Source organism: Microbacterium esteraromaticum (assembly GCF_016907315.1).
Taxonomy (GTDB): domain Bacteria; phylum Actinomycetota; class Actinomycetes; order Actinomycetales; family Microbacteriaceae; genus Microbacterium; species Microbacterium esteraromaticum.
Genome location: NZ_JAFBBS010000001.1, coordinates 2694819 through 2719176, shown reverse-complemented (window position 1 = coordinate 2719176; position 24358 = coordinate 2694819). Strand labels below are relative to the sequence as shown.

General features: G+C 70.1%; 17 protein-coding genes. 7 read left to right on the top strand and 10 right to left on the bottom strand.

What is annotated here, in order from left to right:
• Positions 1-45: 45 nt before the first annotated feature.
• On the top strand, positions 46-1275 hold the full coding sequence (locus JOE67_RS12905; RefSeq protein WP_204975951.1) for an APC family permease: 1230 nt from the start codon (positions 46-48) through the stop codon (positions 1273-1275).
• Here JOE67_RS12905 and JOE67_RS12900 read toward each other — a convergent pair.
• From JOE67_RS12900 to JOE67_RS12885, 4 genes are all read right to left on the bottom strand, one after another.
• Complete coding sequence (locus JOE67_RS12900) at positions 1262-2056, bottom strand: SGNH/GDSL hydrolase family protein (protein ID WP_204975950.1); 795 nt, start codon at positions 2054-2056, stop codon at positions 1262-1264. The genes JOE67_RS12905 and JOE67_RS12900 overlap by 14 nt on opposite strands.
• Positions 2057-2132: 76 nt before the next feature.
• On the bottom strand, positions 2133-3389 hold the full coding sequence (locus JOE67_RS12895) for a histidine--tRNA ligase (protein WP_239528656.1): 1257 nt from the start codon (positions 3387-3389) through the stop codon (positions 2133-2135).
• Between the two features lie 151 nt (positions 3390-3540).
• Positions 3541-4185 carry a nucleoside triphosphate pyrophosphohydrolase gene (locus JOE67_RS12890; protein WP_204975948.1) on the bottom strand — a complete coding sequence of 215 codons (645 nt, stop codon included), beginning with the start codon at positions 4183-4185 and terminating at the stop codon, positions 3541-3543.
• Positions 4186-4189: 4 nt separating this feature from the next.
• Positions 4190-5365 carry a Na+/H+ antiporter NhaA gene (locus JOE67_RS12885; protein ID WP_204975947.1) on the bottom strand — a complete coding sequence of 392 codons (1176 nt, stop codon included), beginning with the start codon at positions 5363-5365 and terminating at the stop codon, positions 4190-4192.
• Positions 5366-5422: 57 nt separating this feature from the next.
• Between JOE67_RS12885 and JOE67_RS12880 the strand changes: the two genes are divergently transcribed.
• Together JOE67_RS12880 and gdhA are read left to right on the top strand one after the other, a co-directional pair.
• Positions 5423-8080 carry a phosphoenolpyruvate carboxylase gene (locus JOE67_RS12880; protein ID WP_204975946.1) on the top strand — a complete coding sequence of 886 codons (2658 nt, stop codon included), beginning with the start codon at positions 5423-5425 and terminating at the stop codon, positions 8078-8080.
• A 132-nt stretch (positions 8081-8212) separates the two neighbouring features.
• A complete protein-coding gene (gdhA, locus tag JOE67_RS12875) occupies positions 8213-9580 on the top strand; it encodes an NADP-specific glutamate dehydrogenase (RefSeq protein WP_204975945.1) in 1368 nt (455 codons plus the stop codon).
• Positions 9581-9610: 30 nt separating this feature from the next.
• Here gdhA and JOE67_RS12870 read toward each other — a convergent pair whose 3' ends face one another.
• From JOE67_RS12870 to JOE67_RS12860, 3 genes are all read right to left on the bottom strand, one after another.
• The gene (locus JOE67_RS12870) at positions 9611-10207 is read right to left on the bottom strand and encodes a gamma carbonic anhydrase family protein (protein ID WP_204975944.1); all 597 of its coding nucleotides are present in this window, start codon (positions 10205-10207) and stop codon (positions 9611-9613) included.
• Between the two features lie 208 nt (positions 10208-10415).
• A complete protein-coding gene (cydB, locus tag JOE67_RS12865) occupies positions 10416-11453 on the bottom strand; it encodes a cytochrome d ubiquinol oxidase subunit II (RefSeq protein ID WP_204975943.1) in 1038 nt (345 codons plus the stop codon).
• Positions 11454-11488: 35 nt separating this feature from the next.
• On the bottom strand, positions 11489-13093 hold the full coding sequence (locus JOE67_RS12860; RefSeq protein ID WP_204975942.1) for a cytochrome ubiquinol oxidase subunit I: 1605 nt from the start codon (positions 13091-13093) through the stop codon (positions 11489-11491).
• A 148-nt stretch (positions 13094-13241) separates the two neighbouring features.
• On the opposite strand from JOE67_RS12860, the gene JOE67_RS12855 reads away from it, so the two are divergent.
• Both JOE67_RS12855 and JOE67_RS12850 read left to right on the top strand, forming a co-directional pair.
• Positions 13242-13598, top strand: a complete 357-nt coding sequence (locus JOE67_RS12855) for a BlaI/MecI/CopY family transcriptional regulator (protein ID WP_204975941.1) — start codon at positions 13242-13244, stop codon at positions 13596-13598.
• A 5-nt stretch (positions 13599-13603) separates the two neighbouring features.
• Positions 13604-14413, top strand: a complete 810-nt coding sequence (locus JOE67_RS12850) for a M56 family metallopeptidase (RefSeq protein WP_204975940.1) — start codon at positions 13604-13606, stop codon at positions 14411-14413.
• Between the two features lie 238 nt (positions 14414-14651).
• Here the strand turns inward: JOE67_RS12850 and cydC are convergent, their stop codons facing one another.
• From cydC to JOE67_RS12835, 3 genes are all read right to left on the bottom strand, one after another.
• Positions 14652-18008, bottom strand: a complete 3357-nt coding sequence (gene cydC / locus JOE67_RS12845; RefSeq protein WP_338041604.1) for a thiol reductant ABC exporter subunit CydC — start codon at positions 18006-18008, stop codon at positions 14652-14654.
• A gap of 123 nt (positions 18009-18131) precedes the next feature.
• Entirely contained in the window at positions 18132-21668 is a 3537-nt protein-coding gene (gene mfd / locus JOE67_RS12840) for a transcription-repair coupling factor (protein ID WP_204975939.1), read from the bottom strand.
• 100 nt (positions 21669-21768) lie between these two features.
• Entirely contained in the window at positions 21769-22647 is an 879-nt protein-coding gene (locus tag JOE67_RS12835) for an EamA family transporter (protein ID WP_204975938.1), read from the bottom strand.
• Positions 22648-22720: 73 nt separating this feature from the next.
• On the opposite strand from JOE67_RS12835, the gene JOE67_RS12830 reads away from it, so the two are divergent.
• Both JOE67_RS12830 and JOE67_RS12825 read left to right on the top strand, forming a co-directional pair.
• Positions 22721-23284 (top strand): GNAT family N-acetyltransferase, encoded by a 564-nt coding sequence (locus tag JOE67_RS12830; RefSeq protein WP_204975937.1) that lies wholly within the window; start codon positions 22721-22723, stop codon positions 23282-23284.
• 173 nt (positions 23285-23457) lie between these two features.
• Positions 23458-24321, top strand: a complete 864-nt coding sequence (locus tag JOE67_RS12825) for an Fpg/Nei family DNA glycosylase (RefSeq protein ID WP_204975936.1) — start codon at positions 23458-23460, stop codon at positions 24319-24321.
• Positions 24322-24358 lie beyond the last annotated feature (37 nt).

The window sequence follows — 24358 nt, the reverse complement described above, 5'->3', positions numbered from 1 at the left end:
GCGCCGCGTCACCCGCCGTTCACCGTCGGGTGCCAGCATGGACGGATGCCCCTCGCCCGCCGCCTGAGCCTCACCGACGCCGTCGCGATCGGACTCGGATCGATGATCGGAGCCGGCGTGTTCGCCGTGTGGTCCCCAGCACTCGGCGTCGCCGGATCGGGCATCCTCGTCGCGCTGGGCATCGCGGCGCTGGTCGCGTTCTGCAACGCCACCTCCTCCGCGCAGCTGGCGACCGTGCATCCGGTCGCCGGCGGCACCTACGCCTACGCACGAGCCGAGATCGGGCCATGGTCGGGTTTCATCGCGGGGTGGTGCTTCGTGATCGGCAAGATCGCCAGCTGCGCCGCAATGGCCATGACGTTCGCGGCGTACGCCGCTCCCGAGGGCTGGCGCACGACCGTCGCCGTGCTCGCCGTCGCCGCCCTCGCCACCGTCAACTGCTTCGGCGTCACGCGAACAGCGCTTCTCACGCGCATCCTCGTGGCGATCTCGCTGCTCGGGCTCGCCGCTGTCACGGCATCCGCGTTCGCTGCCGCACCCGCTGCCGCACCTGCTCCCCTGCCCGACGCGACCGCGTACGGCGTGCTGCAGGGCGCCGGGCTGCTGTTCTTCGCCTTCGCCGGCTACGCGCGGATCGCGACCATGGGCGAGGAGGTCGTCGACCCGGCACGGACCATCCCCCGCGCGATCGTGCTCGCCCTCGGCGGCGCCGTCGTCGTGTACGTGCTCGTCGCCCTGGCCGTCATGCTGACTCTGGGGGCGGATGCCATCGGCAGCGCGCACCCGCTCGCCGACGTCGCCGCCGTCGCAGGCTGGGGCTGGACAGAACCTGTGGTGCGCGTCGCGGGTGCGACGGCATCGCTGGGCGCCCTGCTCGCGCTGATCACCGGCATCGGCCGCACGACTCTGGCGATGGCGCGCGAATCGGATCTGCCTCGGTTCCTCGCCGTGATCGACCCGCGCTGGCAGGTGCCGCAGCGGGCGGAGATCGTCGTGGCGATGATCGTGATCGGCATCGTGGTGCTCGCCGACCTGCGCGGCGCGATCGGCTTCTCGTCGTTCGGGGTGCTGCTGTACTACCTGATCGCGAACGCGGCGGCCTTCCGTCAGCAGGCGGACGTGCGGCGCTACCCTCGCTCGCTGCAGGTGATCGGCGCGATCGGATGCCTCGTGCTGGTCTCGACCCTGCCGGTCGTGGCCTCGCTGATCGGCACGGGCGTGGTGCTGGCCGGCGTGGGCTACCGGATGCTGCGGCTGCGCGTCACCGCACGCTGACGCGTCGGCGTTCGCCGAGCGCGGCGACGACGGCCGGAAGCAGAGCGTCTGCAGTGCGCCGATAACCCAGAGCGCTCGGATGGAACCGGTCCAGGCTGAACATCTGCTCGGGCTCGTCGAAGAACAGCGGGCCGACCGTGCGCCGGAGTGAGACGTGCGCCGCACCCGAACGCTCGGCGGCTTCGGCCTGCACGTCGGCGAGCCGCCGAGAGAGGCGCGAGGCCAATCCGCGCAGCGGCTGCGGCACCGGGCGCAGCGCTCCGAGGTCGGGGCAGGTGCCCACCACGACGCGCGCGCCGCGCTCGTGCAGCCGGATGATGGCCTCGGTCAGGTGCCGGGCGGAATCGACGGCAGAGATACGGTGCGTGACGTCGTTTCCGCCGACCACGATCACCGCGACATCCACCTCGTCTTCGTGGGTGAGGGTCTCGAGCTGAGCGGCCAGGTCGGACGACTCCGAGCCCACGACCGCCACGGAGCGCAGCACCACCGGCGCACCGATCTGCTTCGCCAGTGCCCGAGCCAGGCGTCCGCCCAGCGTCTCCTTTGGCTTGGTGGCACCGAGACCGGCGGCCAGCGAATCGCCCACCATCAGCAGCCGCACCGCGTCGCCGGGCAGCTTGCGCCGCCAGACGCGCTCGGCGTCCAGGGCATCCTCTCCCAGCGGCTTGCCGATGCGGCGGCGGGCGATGGCCGCCTGACGAGCGAGACCGAGGCGGATGCCGAACGCCGCCGCCACGAAGAAGACGACGGGCACGACCACAGAGCGGACGCTGTTCATATGCCGATCCCAGCCGGTCGGCGTGAACGCCGCGTGAACATCCCGCTGGCCTGCCTCGCGGCCCGAGGGTGCGGGGTCAGGCGAGCGGCTTGACCTCGCCGAGCGCCTCGCCGGTGCGCACCGAGACGAAGCCCGTGTATCCGTCTGCGGCCGAGCGTTCGAGAAGCGCCTTCATGTTCTTCGCACGACGCTCGAGACGCACGCGTGCGACGCCGGCTCCGAGCAGCGCCGTCTTGTGCGCGAGCAGCTCGGCGACCGGTACGTCGGCGTCGTGCACGAGCACGACCGCCAGAGCCTGCTCGGCCTCGTGCTCTGCGACCAGGTCGACGATGCGCTCGAAGCCGATCGAGAACCCGACCGCAGGCACCTGCTGGCCGAGGAAGCGGCCGATCATTCCGTCGTAGCGACCTCCGCCACCGAGCGAGTAGCCGACGGAGGGGTGCGCGAGCTCGAAGATCGTGCCCGTGTAGTAACCCATGCCGCGGACGAGGAACGGGTCGTAGACGAGGGGCGGCTCACCGGCATCCGGACGCGCGGCGCTGACCGCGTCACCGAGCGAGACGAGGTGGGCGACGATCTCGTCGGGCGCCCCGTCCGGCAGCGCCTTGCGGATCTGCCGCTCACCGTAGGGGTTGTACTCCATGGTCTGCGGACGAGTGAGGAACGCCTCGAACGCGTCGACCGCGGATGCCGTGACGCCGCGCTCGCGCAGTTCGGCGGCGACGCCGGACGGGCCGACCTTGTCGAGCTTGTCGATCGTGATCAGCACGCCAGGGCGCTCGTCTTCGGTGAAGCCGAAGCTGTCGAGCATCCAGTCCAGCGCCCGGCGGTCGTTGACCCGCACCATGCCGCCTTCGAGGCCCAGCGCGTCGATCGTGTCGAGCGAGGCGACGATGAGCTCGGCCTCGGCGCGGGCGCTCTCGTCGCCCATGATGTCGATGTCGCACTGCACGAACTGGCGGTAGCGCCCCTTCTGCGGGCGCTCGGCGCGCCAGACCGGACCGATCTGGATCGAGCGGAACACCGTCGGCAGCTGACCTCGATTGGTCGCGTAGAAGCGCGCCAGCGGAACGGTCAGGTCGTAGCGAAGGCCGAGATCGCTCAGCGCGGCCGGGTCGTCCGCCGCAGCACGGATGCCGTCGGCATCGAGCCCGCGGCGCAGGATGCTGTACGAGAGCTTCTCGTTGTCTCCGCCGATGCCCGCGTGCAGGCGCCCGTGCTCCTCGACCACCGGCGTCTCGATCTCATCGAAGCCGTGCGCGCGATAGCGCTCGCGAATGACGGCGAGCACGCGCTCGCGACGGGCCTTGTCAGCGGGGAGGAAGTCGCGCATGCCGCGCGGCGGGTTCACGTTTGCCACCCGTCCATCTTTCCAGGTCGCGCACGGGTGCGTTTCTCGCCCGAAGCGGAGACGCGCCCGAGAGGTCAGAAGAGCACCGCTGCAGGCGCTCTCCGGTGCCTTTTCGACCTCTCGACCGAGACGGTCAGGCGGACTCCGCGGCACGGACCTCGTCTTCGAGCGCGCGAAGCCTCTCTCGCAGCGCGCGCTCGGCATCCCACCCGCTCGCCCGCGCCTGCGCGACCAGCGCGAGCAGGACGTCACCGAGCTCTGCTTCGGAAGAGGGTGCCGGCGCCGGCACCGGCATCTCGACGACCTGCGAGGCGCGACCCAGCACCTTCTGCGCGCGGGCGAGAGCCGGCATGCCTGCCGGAACGCCGTCGAGCACGCTGGTCCGCTCGCGCTTCTCCGCCGCCTTGGCCGCGTTCCAGTGCACGAGCACCTCTTCTGGCGTCGTCGCGACGGCATCCGCGAAGACATGCGGATGCCTGCGGACCATCTTCTCGGTCAGGCCGCGCGCCACGTCGTCGATGTCGAACGGCGCGGAGGGATGCTGTGCCGCGACCGCCGAGTGGAACAGCACCTGCCACAGCAGGTCGCCGAGCTCTTCTCGCAGCTCCGCCCTGTCGTCGCGCTCGACGGCGTCGATGACCTCGTGCGCCTCCTCGATCAGGTAGGGCACGAGGTCGCGGTGCGTGATCCGCTGCGACCACACGCATCGCTCGCGCACCTGCCGCATGGTCTCAGCGGCGGCGCGCAGCGCGTCTGTCTCCGTCAGCGGATCGGTCATCGCATCACTCCGTCGCTGCGGCCAGGGTGCGGTAGGCCCTGGCACGCGAGGAGACGATCACCGCCGACAGCAGCAGCGCGATCAGCGAGCCACCGAGAACGCCGAGGATGGCCTGGTCGCGCACCTCGTCCGCGCCGGCGAACGCCAGGTTCGCCAGCAGCAGCGACACCGTGAAGCCGATGCCGCCGAGGGTTCCCGCCGCCAGGATGTCTGGCAGGCGCAGAGCGGGCTCGGTGCCCTTCGGGCGCAACTGCATGCTGAGCCATCCGAAGAGGCCGATGCCGATGATCTTGCCGACCGGCAGGGCGATGAGGATGCCCCAGAACGCCGGCGACAGCTGGGCCGGCGACACCTGCGGGATCACGACGAACGCCGCGACGAACGCGAATATCGGCAGGATGACGCCGTTGACGGTGGGCTCGAGCGCGTGTCGCGTCTTCTCGGCCGGCGCGGGCGACATCGCCAGCCCCAGCATGACGCCCGCGATGGTGGCATGGATGCCCGAGAGCGCCATGAAGCCCCACGCGAACACGCCGATGACGCCCATGAGCACCGCGATCCCCGAGGAGCCGCCCTTCGCGACGATCCGGCTGAGAACGGCGAACACCGCGACGCATGCGACCGCGGCCGCGAACATCACCCAGTTCACGTCATGGGCGAAGAGCACGGCGATGAAGATGATCCCGATGATGTCGTCGAGGATCGCGAGCGCCAGCAGGAACACGCGCACCGCCGACGGCAGCCCCTTGCCGAACATGGCGAGCACGCCGAGCGCGAAGGCGATGTCGGTGGCGGTGGGGATCGGCCATCCGACCGTCGTGCCCGCGCCCGCCGCAGGACCCGCGATGAGCAGGTAGACCGCGATCGGCACGATCACGCCGCCGGTCGCGGCGATCGCGGGCTGCACCGCCTTGTGCAGCGAGTCCAGCTCACCGTGGGTGAGCTCATGACGCAGCTCGATCGCGACGACGAGGAAGAAGATGGCGAGAAGGCCGTCTGCCACCCACTCGTGCACGGACAGATCGAGCCCGGTGCCGGGGATCGCGATATGCGCGTGCAGGATGTCGGCGATGGCGTCGTGCGTGGGCAGATTGGCGAGCAGCAGACCGAGCGCGGCGGCCGCGAGCAGGAGCGCCGCAGGGAACTGCTGACCGCGAAGAGGATTGTCCGAGATACGCATCCCCTCCACTCTGTCACAGGGGACGGAGCACGCGATGGGGCGGTCTACCCTCGAAGCATGTCGCAAGAGCCCACGAACACCGAAGCCATCCGCGTCATCACCCGATTCGAAGCCTCGCACGGCATTCCCGACGCCATGCGCGCGGACGTGCGGATGCTCGGCGGCCTGCTGGGTCAGGTTCTGCGCGAATCCGGAACCCCCGGCCTCTTCGAGGACGTCGAGAGGCTGCGCCTGGCCACGATCCAGGCATCCGACGCCGACGACGACGCTTTCGACCGCGCGGCGGAGATCGCCGACTCCTTCAGCATCGAGCGTGCCGACGAGGTCGCGCGCGCCTTCACCTGCTACTTCCACCTCGTCAATCTCGCCGAGGAGCATCAGCGCGTGCGCATCCTTCGCGAGCGCTCCGGCAAGCCGCGCGAAGGCTCGACCGACACGGTCGCGACCGCCTTCGCGCAGCTGACCGAGGAGATCGGGGAGGATGCCGCTCGCGAGCGCCTCGCCGAACTGCGATTCCACCCGGTGTTCACCGCGCATCCCACCGAGGCGCGCCGCCGTGCCGTGTCTGGCAGCATCCGCAGGCTCTCCGACCTGCTCAGCGAGCACGATGCAGCCAGCGAGGGCGGGGCCGACCAGCGGCGCGCGCACCGTCGGATGCTGGAGGAGATCGACACGCTCTGGCGCACGGCTCCCCTGCGCGCCCAGAAGCCCACGCCGACCGACGAGGTGCGCACGGTGATGGGCGTGTTCGACGAGACGCTCTTCAGCACCGTCCCGCACGTCTATCGCCGCATCGACGACGCGCTGCGCGGCGCGGAATCAGGCGCGAGCGCCCCGGTCGTCCCCGCGTTCGTCCGCGTCGGATCGTGGGTCGGCGGCGACCGCGACGGAAACCCCTTCGTCACCGCTGCGGTGACCCGCGAGGCGGCCGCGATCGCATCCGAGCACGTGCTGCGCGGCCTTGAGCGCGCTCTCGATCGCATCGGACGGACGCTGACGCTCGATGCCGAGGACACGCCGCCGAGCGCCGAGGTCGGCGCGATCTGGCAGCGCTTCGCCGACGAGCATCCCGAACTGGCAGACGACATCGCCACCCGCTCGCCCTCCGAGCCGCATCGTCGCGTGATGCTCGCTCTCGTGCACCGCGTGCACGCGACCCGCACCGAGCAGCCCGGCGCGTTCGGCGCCCCGGAGCAGCTTCTCGCCGATCTGCGCGCCGTGCAGTCGTCGCTGGCGGAGGCCGGCGCACGCCGGCACGCGTTCGGCGGGCTGCAGCATCTGATCTGGCAGGTGGAGACCTACGGCTTCCACCTCACCGAGCTCGAGGTGCGTCAGCACTCGAAGGTGCACCGTCAGGCTCTCGAAGAGCTGGACGCCGGCGCAGAGCTCAGCGCGCAGACGGAGGAGGTGCTCGACGTCTTCCGCGCGGTGGCCGACATCCAGCAGCGCTACGGTCTTCGCGCCGCAGGCCGCTATGTCGTCTCGTTCACCCAGTCGGCGCAGGACCTCGCCAACGTGCATCGCCTCGCCGCATACGCACTCGGCGACCAGGCGCCCGTGCTCGACGTCGTACCCCTGTTCGAGACCTTCGCCGATCTGCAGGCGGCGCCCTCGATCCTCGCCGAGGTCGTGCAGTTCCCCGAGTTCCGCGCCCGGCTGGACGCCACCGGAGACCGCCTCGAGGTCATGCTCGGCTACTCCGACTCGTCGAAGGACGTCGGCCCCGTCGCCGCGAACCTCGCCCTGTACGAGGCGCAGCGCCAGATCGCCTCGTGGGCGAAGGAATCGGGCATCCGGCTCACCCTCTTCCACGGCCGCGGCGGTGCCCTCGGCCGTGGCGGCGGACCCGCAAACTCCGCGATCCTCGCGCAGCCGCCGCACTCCGTCGACGGACGCTTCAAGCTCACCGAGCAGGGCGAGGTGATCTTCGCGCGCTACGGCGAGCCGGCGATCGCGATGCGGCACATCGACCAGGTCGCCGCCGCGACGCTGCTCGCCTCGTCACCCAGCAACGAGCAGCGCACCAGCGGTGCGGCCGAGCGGTTCGCCGACGTCGCCGAGACCATGGACGCCGCCTCTCGCGATCGGTTCTTCTCGCTCGTCGCCGCCGACGGCTTCGCGCCGTGGTTCGCGACCGTCACCCCGATGGAGGAGATCGGTCTGCTCGCGCTCGGCTCGCGCCCGGCACGCCGCGGGCTCTCCGTCGAGTCGCTCGAAGATCTGCGCGCCATCCCGTGGGTGTTCGCATGGACACAGGCGCGCATCAACCTCGCCGGGTGGTTCGGTCTGGGCACGGCACTGGCGGCTGTCGGCGACGAGGCCAGGCTGATCGAGGCGTACCGCGACTGGCCGCTGCTGCGCACCATGGTCGACAACGTCGCGATGAGCCTGGCGAAGACCGACGAGCGCATCGCCCGCGAATACCTCTCGCTCGGCGACAGGGACGATCTGGCGAAGATCGTGCTCGATGAGCTTGCTCTCACGCGCGACTGGGTGATCCGCCTCACGGGCGGCGACCGGCTGCTCGGCAACAAGCCCGTGCTGCAGCGGGCCGTGCAGCTGCGCACACCCTACGTCGACGCCCTCTCGCTGCTGCAGCTGCGGGCACTGCGCTCGCTGCGCTCCGACAACCAGGGCGAGACCGACCCCGATCTGCAGCGGCTGCTGCTGCTTTCGGTCAGTGGAGTCGCCGCCGGCCTGCAGAACACCGGGTGATAGCATCCCCCGGCGACTTCTCGTCGGAGACGGCACGGGTCGCCAGCTAAGGTGAAGGCTCCCGCCTGATCCGGCGAAGCAATCACGCGACACGATCGCACTCCTCTATCCCTCATCAGAAAGCTTCCCCGCGTGACCGACAACACTGCCGACTTCCATCCGCTCAGCGATGCCGCCCAGCCCGTCTTCGACGCCGTGCGCGACCTCAACCCGAATGAGCCGGAGTTCCACCAGGCGGTGCACGAGGTGCTGCACTCGATCGGCCCCGTTCTCGATCGGCACCCGAAGTACCTCGACAACGGCGTGCTCGAGCGCTTGGTCGAACCAGAGCGCCAGGTCATCTTCCGTGTGCCGTGGATCGACGACGCAGGCAGGCTCCAGGTCAACCGCGGCTACCGGGTGCAGTACAACTCGGCCCTCGGTCCGTACAAGGGCGGACTGCGTTTCCACCCCTCGGTGAACATCTCGATCATCAAGTTCCTCGGCTTCGAGCAGATCTTCAAGAACGCGCTCACCGGTCAGGGAATCGGCGGCGGCAAGGGCGGCTCGAACTTCGACCCGCACGGCAAGAGCGAGGCCGAGGTCATGCGCTTCTGCCAGTCGTTCATGAGCGAGCTCTTCCGCCACATCGGCGAGCACACCGACGTGCCCGCGGGTGACATCGGCGTCGGCGGCCGCGAGATCGGCTACCTGTTCGGCATGTATCGCAAGATGACGAACCGTCACGAGTCGGGCATCCTCACCGGCAAGGGCATCGGCTGGGGCGGTGCGCAGGTGCGCACCGAGGCGACCGGCTACGGCGCCGTGTTCTTCGTGCAGGAGATGCTCGCGGTGCACGGCGAGAGCCTCGAGGGCAAGCGCGTCGCCGTGTCGGGTTCGGGCAACGTGGCGATCTACGCGATCGAGAAGGCAACCCAGCTCGGTGCGCGGGCCGTCACGGCATCCGACTCGTCCGGCTACATCGTCGACGATGCCGGCATCGACCTCGCCCTGCTGCGCCAGATCAAGGAGGTCGAGCGCGGCCGCATCGTCGAGTACGCGAACCGTCGCCCCGGAGCCCGCTTCGTCGAGGGCGGCAACGTCTGGGAGACCCCGGTCGACATCGCGGTTCCCTCGGCCACCCAGAACGAGCTGAGCGAGGAGTCGGCCCGCATGCTCATCGCCAACGGCGTGCGTGCGGTCGCCGAGGGCGCCAACATGCCCTCCACTCCCGAGGCCGTGGGCGCGTTCCAGGACTCCGAGGTGCTGTTCGCCCCCGGCAAGGCCGCGAACGCCGGCGGCGTCGCGACGTCTGCACTCGAGATGAGCCAGAACGCCTCCCGTCAGCGCTGGAACTTCGCGAACAGCGAGCAGAAGCTGCGCGACATCATGGCCGACATCCACGACGCATCGTTCCGCGCCGCCGAGCGCTACGGCACCCCAGGCGACTACGTCGCGGGCGCCAACATCGCCGGCTTCGAGCGGGTGGCCGACGCGATGCTGGCCCAGGGCGTCATCTGACCCGATTGCTCTGGCCCGGGTCACCCCGGGTCAGAGCCGGTGATCGCCTGCGTGCCGCGCCAGCGAGCTCGCGTAGCGCTCGGTCAGCTGCACCATGAGGTCGGGGGTGTCCCGGTCGACGCCGAACACGTGCCCCGGGAAGTCGAGGTCGGGCATCGCGGCGGCGATCTCGTCGGCCTGGTCGGGTGAGAGCAGCCGCACCGGGTCTCCGACCGCGACCCAGCCGATCGGCACGACGCTGCCCTCGGGCAGCACGGCCCGGCGCTGCACGATCGCGTTGACGCGCACCTCGCAGCGCGGTCCGATCAGCGCGCCGTTGAAGACGCGCGCGCCGGATGCGAGGAACACCTCCTCGCCGACGATCGCGCCCGCGATGCTGGCGAGCGTCCCCACCAGTGTGTGATCGCCGATGTGAACGGCGTTGGCCGCGGTGGCCCGGATGAGCGCGTTCTCCATCACGATCACGTGCTCTCCGAGCGTGATGGGGCCGCCCTCGGCGGTGATCACTGCGCCGTGCAGCACCTGGCAGCTGGGTCCGATCTCGACATCGCCCGAGATCACGGCTGTCGGCGCCACGACGGCGGTGTCGTGGATGCGGGGCCGAGCCCCGAGGTGCTCGTACATCATGCGGACAGACTAGCCCCGTGTGGGTTCGCGGCGCCGGGGACTGTCGGGAATCTCAGACCATCCGGTCGTCGCGCGGTGTGTCGGCCGGCGACGCGCCGGTCGCACAGCATCCGGTCTGGCGACTCCGGCGCCTTGCATCGCCGGAGTCGCGCCCGGCATCCGGCAGCCGGCATCCGGACCGGAGGAGGGATGCCGGCTGCGCACGGCGTCAGCGGGCGCGCAGCACCGCGGGCAGCACGATGTGCACCTCGGGGATCATGCCGGGGGTGACCCTCTTGCGGAAGATCCAGTAGCTCCACGCCTGGTAGAGCACGATGACCGGCAGCGACACGGCCGCCACCACGGTCATGACGCCCAGCGTGTAGGGTCCGTTGGCGGCGTTCCACACCGTGAGGTCGAAGGCGGCGTCGACCGTCGAGGGAAGCAGCCGCGGGAACATACCCGCGAAGATCGCCGCGGCGCCGAACAGCCCGAACCCGGCGAACCCGATGAAGGCACGCCCCTCGTGCCGACGCTGGGCGGCCAGCCAGCCGAACGCCGCGGCGAGAACAGCCAGCGCGATGAACGCCCAGGCGAGCACGCTGCCGCCATGCGCCAGCTGCACCCAGATCGCCCAGACCGCCGCGGGTGCGATGCACACCGGCGCCCAGCGCGCGGCGAAGGCGCCGGCGCGCTCGCGCACCGGACCATCGGCCTTGAGCCCGAGGAAGGTCGCCGAGTGCAGCAGAGCGAAGCCGACCACCGCGAGTCCGCCGAGCACCGCGGGCAGCGTGAGCCACACGAAGGGGCCGCCGACCCGGTCGCCGTTCGCATCGATCGGCAGGCCCGTCGAGGTGAGCGCGAGCGCCGCGCCGATGCAGAACGCGACGATGAGCGAGCCGAGGCCGATCATCCACGTCCAGAAGGTGCGCCAGCGCTCGGTGTGGATCTTGCCGCGGTACTCGATGCCCACCGCGCGCACGATGAGACCGACGAGCGCGATCGTGAGCGGCACGTACAGCGTCGAGAACAGCGACGCGTACCAGGCGGGGAACGCGGCGAACATCGCGGCGCCCGCCGTGATCAGCCACACCTCGTTGCCGTCCCACACCGGGCCGATCGTGTTGAGCATCACGCGGCGATCGCGCTCGGATCGGGTGGAGAAGACCATGTGCATGCCGACGCCGAGGTCGAAGCCCTCGAGCAGAAGGTAGCCGGTCCAGAGCACGGCGATCGCGATGAACCAGACGACGGGAAGCGGTTCCATCAGGTCATTCCTCTCAGGTCTTCAGCACGCACGGCTCAGTAGGCGAAGGCGAGCACGTCGTCGCGCTTGTCGGGGTGGGTGCCGGTCTCGTCGTCATCGTCACGGCCGCCGCCGGGATGCCCGGAGGCCGCGAGCTCGGGCATGGATGCAGCGACGCCGCCGCGCACGTACTTGACCATCAGGTACAGCTCGATCACGAGCATCACTCCGTACACGGCGCTGAGCGTGATGACCGAGAACAGCAGCTCACCGGCGGTCACTCCTGGCGACACGGCGGCCGCGGTGTACATGAACACGCCGTCGACGCCTGTGGCGTCAGGGTTGGGCGCGACCACGAAGGGCTGGCGTCCGAGCTCGGTGAAGATCCAGCCGGCGATGTTCGCGGCGAACGGCGCGATGATCCCCAGCAGGGCGAGCCGCATGATCCACGGCGAGCGCGGCACGGTGCCCTTGCGCGTCAGCCACAGCGCGACCACGCCGCCGAATGCGACGACACCGCCGAGGCCGATCATCAGCCGGAAGCCCCAGTAGGTGACCCACATGACCGGCACGTACTGCACGTCGGTTCCCGCCATGTCGCCGTAGAGCGCGTCGTCGGGGATCGTCTTGCCGTACTGGTCGACGTACTGCGGCTCGAGGTCACTGATCCCCGGCATCTCGGCACCCCACTCCCCCGTGCCGAGGAAGCCGAGCACGCCGGGCACCTCGATCAGCGTGATGACATCGGCGCAGTCGGTGGAGCCGGGGTCGCCGAGCGAGAGCACCGAGAAGGCCGAGCCGGTGTGGCAGGCGGCTTCCGCCGCCGCCATCTTCATGGGCTGCTGCTCGTACATGAGCTTGCCCTGGATGTCTCCGGATGCCACGGTGCCGAGGAAGCCGAGGATCGCGACGACCGCGCCGAAGCGCAGCGACCAGAGCCAGACGCCGTGGTCCTTCCGGTCGCGGCCCGGCGCAGCATCCGCTTCTCCGACGATCACACGGCCGCTCTCATCGACCGTGTCGATGCCGTCGTGGCGGCGGCGCCACAGGTGGTACCAAGAGATGCCGAGCAGGAACATGCCGGCGACCACGAGGGCGCCGAAGATCGTGTGGGTGTACGCGGCGATCGCGGTGTTGTTCGTGAGCACTGCCCACACGTCGGTCATGACGGGGCGGCCGTCGGCGCCGAGCTCGACGCCGACAGGGTGCTGCATCCACGAGTTCGCGACGATGATGAAGAACGCCGAGATCCATGAGCCGATCACCGCGCACCAGAGCGCCGCGAGGTGGACCCCCTTCCGCAGGCGTCCCCAGCCGAAGATCCAGACGCCGAGGAACGTCGACTCGACGAAGAACGCGAGCAGGCCCTCCATGGCGAGGGGTGCGCCGAACACGTCGCCCACGAAGCGGGAGTACTCGCTCCACGCCATGCCGAACTGGAACTCCTGCACGAGGCCGGTTGCGACGCCGACGATGAAGTTGATCAGGTAGACCTTGCCCCAGAACTTGGTCATGCGCAGGAATCGCTCGTCGCCCGTGCGCACCCAGCGGGTCTGCATGATCGCGACCATCATGCCAAGGCCGATCGTCAGCGGCACCATCAGGAAGTGGTAGACGGTCGTGATGCCGAACTGCCAGCGGGCGATGTCGAGAACGTCCACGGGTTTCTCCGTTCGCGAAGGGGGTGGGCGGTCGTCCGCCACGGCTATTCTACGCTTCGTAGAACTTCTTCGACACACGATAGAACAAATTCGACACAGAGTAGAATCGAAGCGCCGGACAAAATCTCGGCGAAGGAAGGATGCTCGCATGGGAACGCTCGGAGAACTCGAACGGGCCGTGATGGACGCCATCTGGGACGCCGATGACGCACTCAGCGCATACGACGTCCAGGCGCAGCTCGAAGCCGGCGGACGCGCACTGGCCGTCACCACGCTGCTCACGGTGCTGTCGCGCCTCGAGAAGAAGGGCTTCGTCGCCTCAGACCGCTCGGCGCGCCCGCACCGCTACACCGCCGTCGCCTCGCGCGCCGACCACGTCGCGGAACTCATGCACTCGGTGCTCGGCGACGCCGGCGACCGCACCGCGGTGCTCGAGCGCTTCGTCGGCGGCGTGTCCGCTGAAGACGCCGCCGTGCTGCGCCAGCTGCTGGGCCGCTCGGGCTGACCGCCATGCTGACGGCCGCGACCGACGCCGCGCAGAGCGGCGCGCTGGTGATCCCGCACGGGGTCGTCATCGTCGGCGCGGTCGTGTTCGGGCTCATCGCGATCGCACTCGCCTGGCCCGTACCGGTCGCGCTCTCGCGCGCATCATGGCCGATGCGCGCGCCCGTGATGGCGCTGCTGCTGTGGCAGGCGATCGGCCTCGCGGGCGGGCTGTCGATGATCGGCGCGCTCGGCCTGGCCGGATATGCGGCCCTGCCAGGGCATCCGTGGCTCGCGCCCATCCCCGCCGTGCTGTTCACCATCTACCTGCTCACGCACCTCGGCGTGACGATCGTGCAGGTGACCAGGCAGCGACACCGTCATCTCGCGCTGCTCGAGATGCTCACCTCGCCGCACCCCACCCGCGCGCGCACGCGCGTGATCGACGACGCAGTGCCGATGGCCTACTGCCTGCCCAACGGACCGCGATCGGTGACGGTGCTGTCGCAGGGACTGCTCGACCGTCTCGATGCCGACGAGCTCGTCGCCGTCATCGCCCACGAACGTGCGCACGTCGAGCAGCGTCACGACCTGCTGCTGCTGGCCTTCCGCGCATGGCGCTCAGCGCTCCCCTGGTTCCCGACGGCCGCACGGGCCGAGGTCGAGGTCGCGGCTCTGGTCGAGATGCTCGCCGACGATCACGCGCGCCGCGAGGTGCGCGACGAGGTGCTGGCTCGCGCGATCCTTCAGGTCGGCGCGAGCGGCGTTCCCGGCGCGGATCAGCCCGTCTCAGGGTCGATGCGCGTGAGCGACCGGTTCCGCAGGCTCGCCGGCTGAGCGCTCTGCGCACAGCCTGCCCGCCGCCGCAGCCGCCGCAGCCGCCGCAGCCGCACGGGAGCGAGCGAGCGCCCGAGGTCGCGAGCACCCGCGCACACGCGCACACGCGCACACGCGATCTCCCGGGTCGCGGCAGCGCGCCCACCCGAGAACAGGAGGATTCCCGAGAACAGGAGAATTCGGCTGAGATCGGCCTGCGTTCGTGTGTTCTCCTGTTCTCGGTGAGCGCGCCTCGCGGTCAGTCCGCCACCGGCGCGACCTGACCGCCCAGTCGGACGACGGCGTCGCCGTCACCTCGGTCGGCGGAGCGGTGCGAGACGAGCACGACGATCCGGTCGGCCATCGCCGCGCGCACGTCGCACATCATCGCCGCCGCCGTGGGTCTGTCGAGGTGCGCGGTGGGCTCATCGAGCAGGATCAGCTCGGCGCGGGTCAGCAGCGCCCTCGCGACGGCGAGCCTCTGACGCTCGCCGCCCGAGAGCGCCGAGCCGCCCGGCCCGACCGGTGCATCGAGGTCGCCGTCCAGGGCTCCGAGAAGCTCTGCGAGACCCGCCTGGGCGAGCACCTCGCGCAGAGCCGCGTCGTCCGGCACGTCATCGCGCTCACGGGCGAGCAGCAGGTTGCCGCGCAGCGTGGAGTCGAAGACGTACGCATCCTGAGGGCACCAGGCGACGCGGTCACGCCACGCACGCTCCGCGAAACCGGTGATCGGCTGCCGGTCGGCGAGAATCGCTCCCGATGCCACAGGCAGAGCGCCCATGATCGCCGAGAGCAGCGTGGATTTGCCGGAGCCGGACGGTCCGTCGAGCACCAGCCAGCCGCCGCGGTGCACCTCGGCGGTCACGTTCTCGACCGCCGGAGCGGCCGCTCCCGGATACCGGATCGTCACCTCATCCAGGGCGAGCCGCGTGATGGCATCCGGGTTCGACGCACCCCACTCCGGCGCCGGGACGGGGCGGAGCACGGCGTCGAGACGGCCCAGAAGCGCGCGCAGAGCAGGTGCGCGGTACACGGCCGCCACGAGCGCAGCGAGGGGCTCGAGCAGGGCGAGCGAGAGCAGTGCGACGACCGATGCGGACTCGGCTGGCAGACCCGGCGACAGCACCGGCACGAGGACGGCGAGCATCGTGGTGGCGACGGTGATGACTGCGGCGCCGAGCCCGGCTGACCATGCGGATCGTCGCTCAGCGATCGCGAGGCGCCGGCCGTGCGCGTCGAGCTGCCGGAGGGCACCGTCGGTCACCCCGTTGCCGCGCAGATCGGCGGCGGCGGATGCGAGTGAGGCCGTCTGACGCACAATCGCCGAGCGTGCGTCGACACGGGCAGCCGAGGCATCGCGCTCGCTCAGGACCGCGAGAGCCGACGCGACGGCGACAGCACCGATGAGCACCGCGGCGACGAAGACCGTGAGATGCGGCGTGACGAACGCGGCCGTGACGATCGTGCCGGCGACCACAAGCAGGCCCCCGCCGATCGGCGGGACGACCCGAGGCAGCTGATCACGCAGATCGTCGACCAGGGTCACGAGGTAATCGAGCGGGGCGCCGCCCTCGAGCAGCCGACGGGAACCGGCGCCTCGGGCAGCGATCGCCCGCCACAGCCTGAGGCGCAGAGCGTCGGTCACGAGGAAGGTCGCACGGTGCGTGACCAGGCGGTCGGCGTATCGCCCGACAGCGCGGCCGATGCCGAACGCCCGCACACCGACGATCGCGACGAGCAGGTACATGATGTACTCCTCGACACTGGCCCGCACGATCAGCCACCCCGATACCGCCGTCAGTGCGACCGCGAGCCCCGCGGCGAGCGCAGACAGCACCATCGACCCCGCCCAGAGCCATCCGTGCGGACGGAGCAGCGAGGCGAGCGTGAGCGTGCGGGCGGCCGGGGCCTGCTCACTTCTGAAGGAGGATGGCGATTCTGAAGGATGCCCGAGCTCGGAGGGTCCTTCAGAAGTGGGATCGTCCTGAATGCTTGACGGCTCTTCGTCGACGCGGATGTCATCATCCGACGAGGCGACGGGGATCGAATGGTCGGCGAGAGCGAGCGTCTCGGGCTCGTGGCTGGCGAGCACGACGACGCACCTGTCTGCGCGACGCTGCACGGCATCGCGCACCAGTGCGGCGGCGACGGAGTCGAGGTGCGCGGTCGGCTCGTCGAGTACGAGAAGGCGGGCGCCCGCATCCACCCGCGCCAGGGCGCGCGCGACGGCGAGCCGGCGCAGCTCCCCAGGACTCAGCTCGGCTACCGCCGCATCCGCGAGGCGGCCGAGGCCGAGCTCATCGAGCGCGTCGGGACCGGCGCCGTACAGCGCGAGCTCCTCCCGCGGCGTCGCCGCGAACGCTCGCGGAGCCTGCGGAGCCCAGGCGACGGCATCCGGGTCCACGCCGCGAACCGCGCCGGCGATCTCGGCATCGGCGGGGAGCACTCCGGCGAGGGCGCCGAGCAGTGTCGACTTGCCCGCGCCACTGGGTCCGGTGACGGCGGTGATCCCGGAGAGGTCGGCGGTCACCGCGCGCAGAGCAGGCGCACGTCGGCCCGGGTAGGTGACGGCCAGTCCGTCGAGTCGAACCCGAGCGGCAGGAGTTCGCACGTCGCGACGCGAGGCTCTCGTCAGCAGCGCTTTGGCGCGCTCCAGCGCCGACAGGCCGTCTTGCGAGGCGTGGAATGCGGTGCCGACATCGCGCAGCGCGGTGAAGCACTCGGGCGCGAGGATGAGCGCGATGAGGGCGGGCTCCAGCGCCATGGTGCCGTTGAGCAGGCGCAGCCCGAGGAAGACCGCGACCACCGCGACCGAGATCGTGGCGATCAGCTCGAGGGCGAGCGCCGAGAGGAACGCCCAGCGCAGCGTCTCTTCCGTGCGCTCTCGGTACCGTCGCTGAATGCCGTCGAGCGCGCGGGTCTGCTCCTCGACCCTGCCCAGGCCCACCAGCACGGGCAGCCCGCGCGCCAGCTCGGTGAGGTGGTCGGCGAGGCGGGTGAGCGCGGTGAGCGCCGCGTCGGTGCGCTGCTGGGTGTGCTTGCCGATGAGGATCATGAACAGCGGCACCAGCGGAACCGTGACCACGATGATGAGGGCACTGAGCCAGTCGGCCCCGAGGATCCGGGCGCCGACCAGAAGGGGCACGATGGCCGCCGCGATCAGTGCGGGCAGGGACTGGATGAAGTAGTCGTCGAGGTCGTCGAGGCCGTCGGCGGCGAGTACGGCGGTGCCGCCACCCGCGGGATCGCCGTCGGCGATGCGCTGCCACAACCGGCGCCGCAGGCGGTGCTTGACCCGGGTCGCGACGCGGCGGGAGACGACGGAGCTGGCCCATTCCGCCCCGGCGCGCAGAAGCGCGCCCGCCACCCCGAGAATGAGGATCGCTCGGGTGGCGTCGGGCGTGAGGCCGGATGCTGCCCCGCCGGATGCTGCGAGGCCGGCGATCCCCCTGGCGACGGCTTCGGCGATGAGCACGAGCCCCAGGGCCCGCGCGGCGGCAAGGACGCCGAGGCCGTAGAGGGCGGACCTGGGAATCTGGGAGAGGTCGGGGCGACGCGCCGGCGCATGCGGACGCGATGCCTCGAGCACCCACGGGTCGTTCTGGTCAGCACTCACATCATCAATTCTACCGGCCGTAGAAATTGCTTCGCGCCGAGTGGGCCGTCGGAGCGCCGAAACCGCTGCGCTGGCTCTGGCGCTGAGAGCACGGCGGGCAGGTCGAGAACCAGTCAGCCCCGATCAGACGTCGACGGCCTCCGCCTTCACGGGCTCGGGGAACATCGCGGTGAACAGCTGGCCGACCCACTCGATCAGATCGGAGTCGACGGGCATCGGCACGACCAGCGCCTCTCCCCCGCCGACGAGCTTCGCCTTCGGGTACAGCCGTTGCAGGCGCACCTTCATCGAATCCTCGAAGCGAGCCGGCGCGATGCGCAGGTTCGACCCCATGGCGACGACGTCTGAGAGGCCGGCCCGCGCCGCCCGGCGACGCAGACGTGCCACCTTCACCAGCGTGGTCACCTCGTCGGGGAAGGCACCGTAGCGATCGACGAGCTCTTCGACGACGAGATCGATCGCGTCGTCGGCTGCGGATGCCGTGGCCGCCGACGACAGCTTCTGATACGCCTCGAGGCGCAGACGTTCGCTGTCGATGTAGTGCTCGGGAATGCGGGCATCCACCGGCAGCTCGAGTCGCAGCTCGACCTCGGTGCTGGTGTCTTCACCGCGGAACGTGGCCACGGCCTCGCCGATCATGCGCAGGTACAGGTCGAAGCCGACGCCCGCGATGTGCCCCGCCTGCTCCGCCCCGAGCAGATTGCCTGCTCCGCGCAGCTCGAGATCTTTCAGCGCGACCTGCATGCCCGAGCCGAGGTCGTTGTTCACGGCGATGGTCTGGAGGCGGTCGGCGGCGGTCTCGCTCAGCGGCTTCATGTCGTCGTAGAGGAAGTACGCGTACGCGCGCTCGCGACCTCGACCGACGCGTCCGCGCAGCTGGTGCAGCTGCGAGAGCCCGTACTTGTCGGCCCGGTCGATGATGATCGTGTTGGCGTTCGAGATGTCGAGGCCCGTCTCGATGATGGTGGTCGAGACGAGCACGTCGTACTTGCGCTCCCAGAAGTCGTCGACGACCTGCTCGAGCTGGTGCTCGCCCATCTTGCCGTGCGCGACCGCGATGCGCGCCTCCGGCACGAGCTCGGCGAGCTCGGAGGCGACGCGCTGGATCGACTGCACGCGGTTGTGCACGAAGAACACCTGACCCTCGCGCAGGATCTCGCGGCGGATCGCGGCGGCGATCTGCTTGTCGCTGCGCGGACCGACGAACGAGAGGATCGGATGCCTGTCCTCCGGCGGCGTCTGCAGCGTCGACATCTCGCGGATGCCTGTCACCGCCATCTCCAGGGTGCGCGGGATGGGCGTTGCACTCATCGCCAGGATGTCGACGTTCGTCTTCATCTTCTTCAGCGCATCCTTGTGCTCGACGCCGAAGCGCTGCTCCTCGTCGATGATCATGAGCCCGAGGTCTTTGAAGATCACCTGATCGGTCAGGATGCGGTGGGTGCCGATGACCATGTCGACAGAGCCGTCGACGAGGCCCTGCAGGGTGAGGCGGGCCTCTTTGTCGGTCTGGAACCGCGAGAGCGGGCGCACCTTCACGGGGAATCCGGCGAACCGCTCGGTGAAGGTCTCGAAGTGCTGCTTGACGAGCAGCGTCGTCGGCACGAGCATCGCGACCTGCTTGCCCTCCTGGATCGCCTTGAACGCGGCCCGCACCGCGACCTCGGTCTTGCCGAAGCCGACGTCGCCCGACAGCAGGCGGTCCATGGGGATCGGCCGTTCCATGTCGGCCTTGATCTCTTCGATGGTCTGCAGCTGATCGTGGGTCTCGGCGAAGGGGAACGCCTCTTCCAGCTCGCGCTGCCAGGGGGTGTCGGGTCCGAAGGCGTGGCCCTTCGAGCTCATCCGCGCCGAGTACAGCTTGACGAGCTCGACGGCGATGTCGCGCACGGCCCGGCGCGCCTTGCCCTTGGCGGCGGCCCAGTCACTGCCGCCCATCTTCGACAGGTTCGGCGCCTCACCGCCGACGTACTTCGAGAGCATGTCGAGCTGATCGGTGGGCACGAAGAGCTTGTCGCCCGGGTACCCGCGCTTCGACGGCGCGTACTCGAGCACGAGGTACTCGCGGGTGGTCTTGACGGCATTGCGCCCGCCCGACGACACCTCGCGCTTGGTCATCTCGACGAAGCGGCCGATGCCGTGAGTGGAGTGCACGACGAAGTCGCCCTGCTTCAGCTGCAGCGGGTCGACGACGTTGCGACGACGCGAGGCGAGCTTCTTGACCATCCGCTGGTCGCCACCGATCGTCCGACCGTAGAACTCGTTGTCGGTGAGCACGGCGATCCGGGCATCCGGCACCTGGAAGCCCGATTCGACGGATCCGGCGACCAGCGTCGCCACTCCGCCCTCGGGCTCGTCGACCAGGTTCTCGACGATGCGCGCGGCGAGGCCGCGATCGCTGAGCACGTCGCGCGCTCGCTCGACCAGGCCGTGGCCGGATGAGATGACGACGACTCGCCAGCCCTCGCCGAGACGCGCCTCGACGAACGCGATGGCACCGTCGACGTTGCCGTGGAACGACGGGATGATCGAGGCATCGAGATTCTCGGCGGCGTCGTCGTCGACGGCGAACGGGGTGACGCGCCACCAGACGCCGTCGCGCTCGTGCACGAGCTCGCGCATGCGGCCGAGGCTGATGAAGTCTCCGGCGCCGAGGTCGATGGGAGCCGAGGCCCCCGACGTCGCAGCGCTCCACGCCGCGTCGAGGAACTCGCGGTTCGTCTCACCGAGGTTCTGCGCGCGGGTGCTGGCGCGCTCGGGATCGACGATCGCGGTCGCCGAACCCTCGGGCAGGTACTCGACGAGGGTCATGAGCGGCCCGGCCACTGCCGGCAGCAGCGACTCCATGCCCTCGACCGGGATGCCCTGCGACATCTTCTCGAGCATCGCCGACATCGCCGGGAAGCGGGCGATCAGCTCGCCTGCGCGCTCGCGCACCTCTGCCGTCAGCAGCAGCTCGCGGCTCGCGGCGAGCGACACCGACTCGATGTCACCGGGCAGCGAGCGCTGGTCGGCGACCGAGAACGCGCGGATCTGGTCGACCTCGTCGCCGAAGAACTCCACGCGCAGCGGGTGATCTGCGGTCGGAGGGAAGACGTCGAGGATGCCGCCGCGCACGGCGAACTCGCCGCGGCGCGAGACCATGTCGACGCGGGAGTACGCGCGCTCGACCAGCTGCTCGACAGCGTCTTCGAGCTCGATGCCGCGCCCGCCGATCCGCAGCTCGAGAGGGGCGGCGTCGCCGAGGTTCGCGGCGAGAGGCTGCAGAGCCGCCCGCACTGAGGCGACCACGACGAGCGGCTTCTCGCCCGTCCACGTCACGATGCGACGGAGAGTGTCGAGGCGCTTGCCGACCGTGTCGGGACTGGGGCTCAGCCGCTCGTGCGGCAGCGTCTCCCACGCCGGGAAGGTCAGGATCTCGGCGTCGTCGACGTAGGCGCCGAGCGCGGCCGCGACCGACTCTGCGCGTCGGCCGGTCGGCGTGACGACGAGAGCGGATGCCGGACGCCCCGCTGATGCGCGCTTGCGCAGCAGTCCCGCGATGATCGGGGCGTCGAGGCCGTCGACGGCCGAGATCTCGGCATCGGTCTGCGCCCAGGTGAGGGCGTCGCGGTAGAGGTTCGCCTCTTCCAAGGCGCGCAGAATCCCTGGGACAGTCACCGGAGAAGTCTACTCACCGACCACCGACATGGGCCCTCGCGCAGCGGTTCAGCAGAGGAGTGCAGCCGTGCGACGATGTGCGCGCGGCGCCCGCGCGGGCTCAGCGGCGACGGCGCCCCGCACGGAACCCCTCGAACGCCAGCAGTGCGAGCGCGACGGCGAGGATGCCGTACACGAGCAGGTCGGCGCCCTGCATCCGCTCTCCGAGCAGCACCGCGACCACCACCAGCAGCACGGGTTCGGCGTAGCTGAGCAGGCCGAACACGGGCATCGAGAGCAGGTTCGATGCGGCGAGGTAGAGCACCATGGCGACGCCGCCGATCACCCCGACGGCCAGCAGACCCGTGAGCTCGCCGGCGGATCCGGGGCCCGAGCCGGCCGAGAGCAGGAACCACGCGGCCAGCGGCATCATGGCCGTCAGCTCGAACCCGAAGACCATCGGCCCGTCGAGACCGAAGCGCTGACGCAGGACGAAGTAGACCGCGTAGGGGATGCAGACAGCCCAGGTCACCCACGACAGCTGCGGTGTCGCGATGACCTTGATCACCACCGCGATCGCGGCGAGCGTGACCACCACCCACTGCATCGAGCTCACGTGAGCCCGCATGAGGAACCGTCCGCTCAGCACCAGGCTGATGGGCAGCAGCAGATAGCCCAGCCCCGCGTCGAGACCATGGCCGTGCATCGGCGCCCACATGAACAGCCACAGCTGCATGCCGATGATCGAGGCGAGCAGCAGGGCCAGCAGCGGCATCCACCACCGGGCGCGCAGTCGACGCCAGATCATCGCGACACCCAGCCGGGCAGCAGGGTGGAGCAGAGCGAGTGCGTACAGGGCGAGGGTCACGACGACCCGCCACGCGTAGACGACTTCGGCCGATGACTGCAGCTGAGCGGCGATGTAGAAGATCGCGCCGAACATCGCGGATGCCACCAGCGAAGCCACGACGCCTCTCGGCGATGAGCGCTGCACGGTCACGGCTCGTCCTCCTCTGCTGCCACAGCGAACGGCCGCGGCACCAGCCTACCGACCGGCTCACTACGCTGGTGCGATGCAACCTGTCGCCCTGCACACCGAGAGGCTCGTGCTCAGCATCCCGACCGAAGCAGACATCGACGCGATCACGGCCGCCTGCCAGGATCCGGAGGTGTCGCGGTGGACGACCGTTCCGAGCCCGTACACCCGTGAAGACGCCGTCGACTTCGTCGAGCTGGTGGCGAAGTGGTGGGCCGATGGCGTCGAGACCGTGTGGGCCATCCGCAAGAACGAGGTGCTCGCCGGGATGATCGGCCTGCACCGGATCACTGAGCACCCGCACGGCGGCGATGCCGAGATCGGCTTCTGGGGAGTCGCCGAGCTGCGCGGACAGGGAGTGATGGGAGAGGCCGCACGCGCCGTGGTCGACTACGCGTTCGACGAGCTGAAGCTCGCCCGGCTCGGCTGGCGCGCCGTAGTGGGCAACATCCCCTCCGCCCGCACGGCGCGATCGCTCGGGTTCCGGTACGAGGGGATGCTGCGTCAGGCCCTCACGGGGGCACGCGGCCGCGACGACGGCTGGATCGCCGGCCTGCTCGCGACCGATGACCGCACGCCCATGGAGTGGCCGGTGCTCTGAGCAGGGCACTCCGGCATCCGGCATCCGGCATCCGGCATCCGGGACCGGTCGGGAATCTCGGACCGGATGCCTGTCGCGCGGCGCGCCGCGGTCTGACGCGCCGCCCGTGCACCGGATCGTCCGAGATCTCCCGCACCGGCCCCGATGTCGCCCACCCGTGACAGGATGTCGGCATGCCCGAGATGCCTGAGGTACAGGGACTGGTCGACTTCCTCGCCGCGCGAGCGGCCGGGCGCACCATCACGCGCGTGAGCGTCGCGGCCATCGCCGCCCTGAAGACGTTCGATCCGCCGGTCACGGCGCTTCAGGATGCCCGGATCGCGGCGGCCTCGCGGCACGGCAAGTTCATCGACCTCTCCCTCGGCGACGATCTTCACCTCGTCTTCCACTTGGCGAAAGCCGGCTGGCTGCGGTGGTACGACGAGCTGCCGACCACCCTCATCAAGCCAGGACGCAGCCCGATCGCGATGCGCGTGGCACTCGACGACGGCAGCGGTTTCGATCTGACCGAGGCCGGCACCAAGAAGTCACTCGCCGTGTACGTCGTGCGCGACCCCGAGGACGTGCCGGGGGTCGCCAGGCTCGGCCCCGATCCGCTCGACGCCGATTTCACCCGCGATGCGTTCGCGGCCCTGCTCGCGGGTCGCCGCACTCAGATCAAGGGCCTGCTGCGCGATCAGGGACTCATCGCGGGCATCGGCAACGCGTACAGCGACGAGATCCTGCATGCCGCGAAGATGTCGCCGTACGCTCCGGCCGCGAAGCTCGACGACGCCGAGATCGACCGGCTCTACGACGCCATGCAGCGCACTCTTCGTGAGGCGATCGACGAGGCCGCAGGCAAGCCGCCCGCGGATCTGAAGGACGCCAAGCGGCGCGGCATGCAGGTGCACGCCCGCCGCGGCGAAGCGTGCCCCGTCTGCGGCGACACCGTGCGCAGCGTGTTCTTCGCCGACAGGTCGCTCGAGTACTGCCCCACCTGCCAGACCGGGGGGAAGGTGCTCGCGGACCGCAGACTCTCGCGCCTGCTGAAGTGAGCGAGATGCATTACCGGGAATGAATCGCAGGAGCCGG

What these genes read in the sequence shown, in the direction of transcription:
- JOE67_RS12880 (WP_204975946.1), top strand. Translation starts at nt 5,423, where the DNA reads ATGTCGCAAGAGCCCACGAACACCGAAGCCATCCGCGTCATCACCCGA.
- JOE67_RS12830 (WP_204975937.1), top strand. Translation starts at nt 22,721, where the DNA reads ATGCAACCTGTCGCCCTGCACACCGAGAGGCTCGTGCTCAGCATCCCG.
- JOE67_RS12900 (WP_204975950.1), bottom strand. Translation starts at nt 2,056, where the DNA reads ATGAACAGCGTCCGCTCTGTGGTCGTGCCCGTCGTCTTCTTCGTGGCG.
- JOE67_RS12850 (WP_204975940.1), top strand. Translation starts at nt 13,604, where the DNA reads ATGCTGACGGCCGCGACCGACGCCGCGCAGAGCGGCGCGCTGGTGATC.
- JOE67_RS12825 (WP_204975936.1), top strand. Translation starts at nt 23,458, where the DNA reads ATGCCCGAGATGCCTGAGGTACAGGGACTGGTCGACTTCCTCGCCGCG.
- JOE67_RS12905 (WP_204975951.1), top strand. Translation starts at nt 46, where the DNA reads ATGCCCCTCGCCCGCCGCCTGAGCCTCACCGACGCCGTCGCGATCGGA.
- JOE67_RS12885 (WP_204975947.1), bottom strand. Translation starts at nt 5,365, where the DNA reads ATGCGTATCTCGGACAATCCTCTTCGCGGTCAGCAGTTCCCTGCGGCG.
- JOE67_RS12895 (WP_239528656.1), bottom strand. Translation starts at nt 3,389, where the DNA reads ATGCGCGACTTCCTCCCCGCTGACAAGGCCCGTCGCGAGCGCGTGCTC.
- JOE67_RS12890 (WP_204975948.1), bottom strand. Translation starts at nt 4,185, where the DNA reads ATGACCGATCCGCTGACGGAGACAGACGCGCTGCGCGCCGCCGCTGAG.
- JOE67_RS12855 (WP_204975941.1), top strand. Translation starts at nt 13,242, where the DNA reads ATGGGAACGCTCGGAGAACTCGAACGGGCCGTGATGGACGCCATCTGG.
- cydB (WP_204975943.1), bottom strand. Translation starts at nt 11,453, where the DNA reads ATGGAACCGCTTCCCGTCGTCTGGTTCATCGCGATCGCCGTGCTCTGG.
- JOE67_RS12870 (WP_204975944.1), bottom strand. Translation starts at nt 10,207, where the DNA reads ATGATGTACGAGCACCTCGGGGCTCGGCCCCGCATCCACGACACCGCC.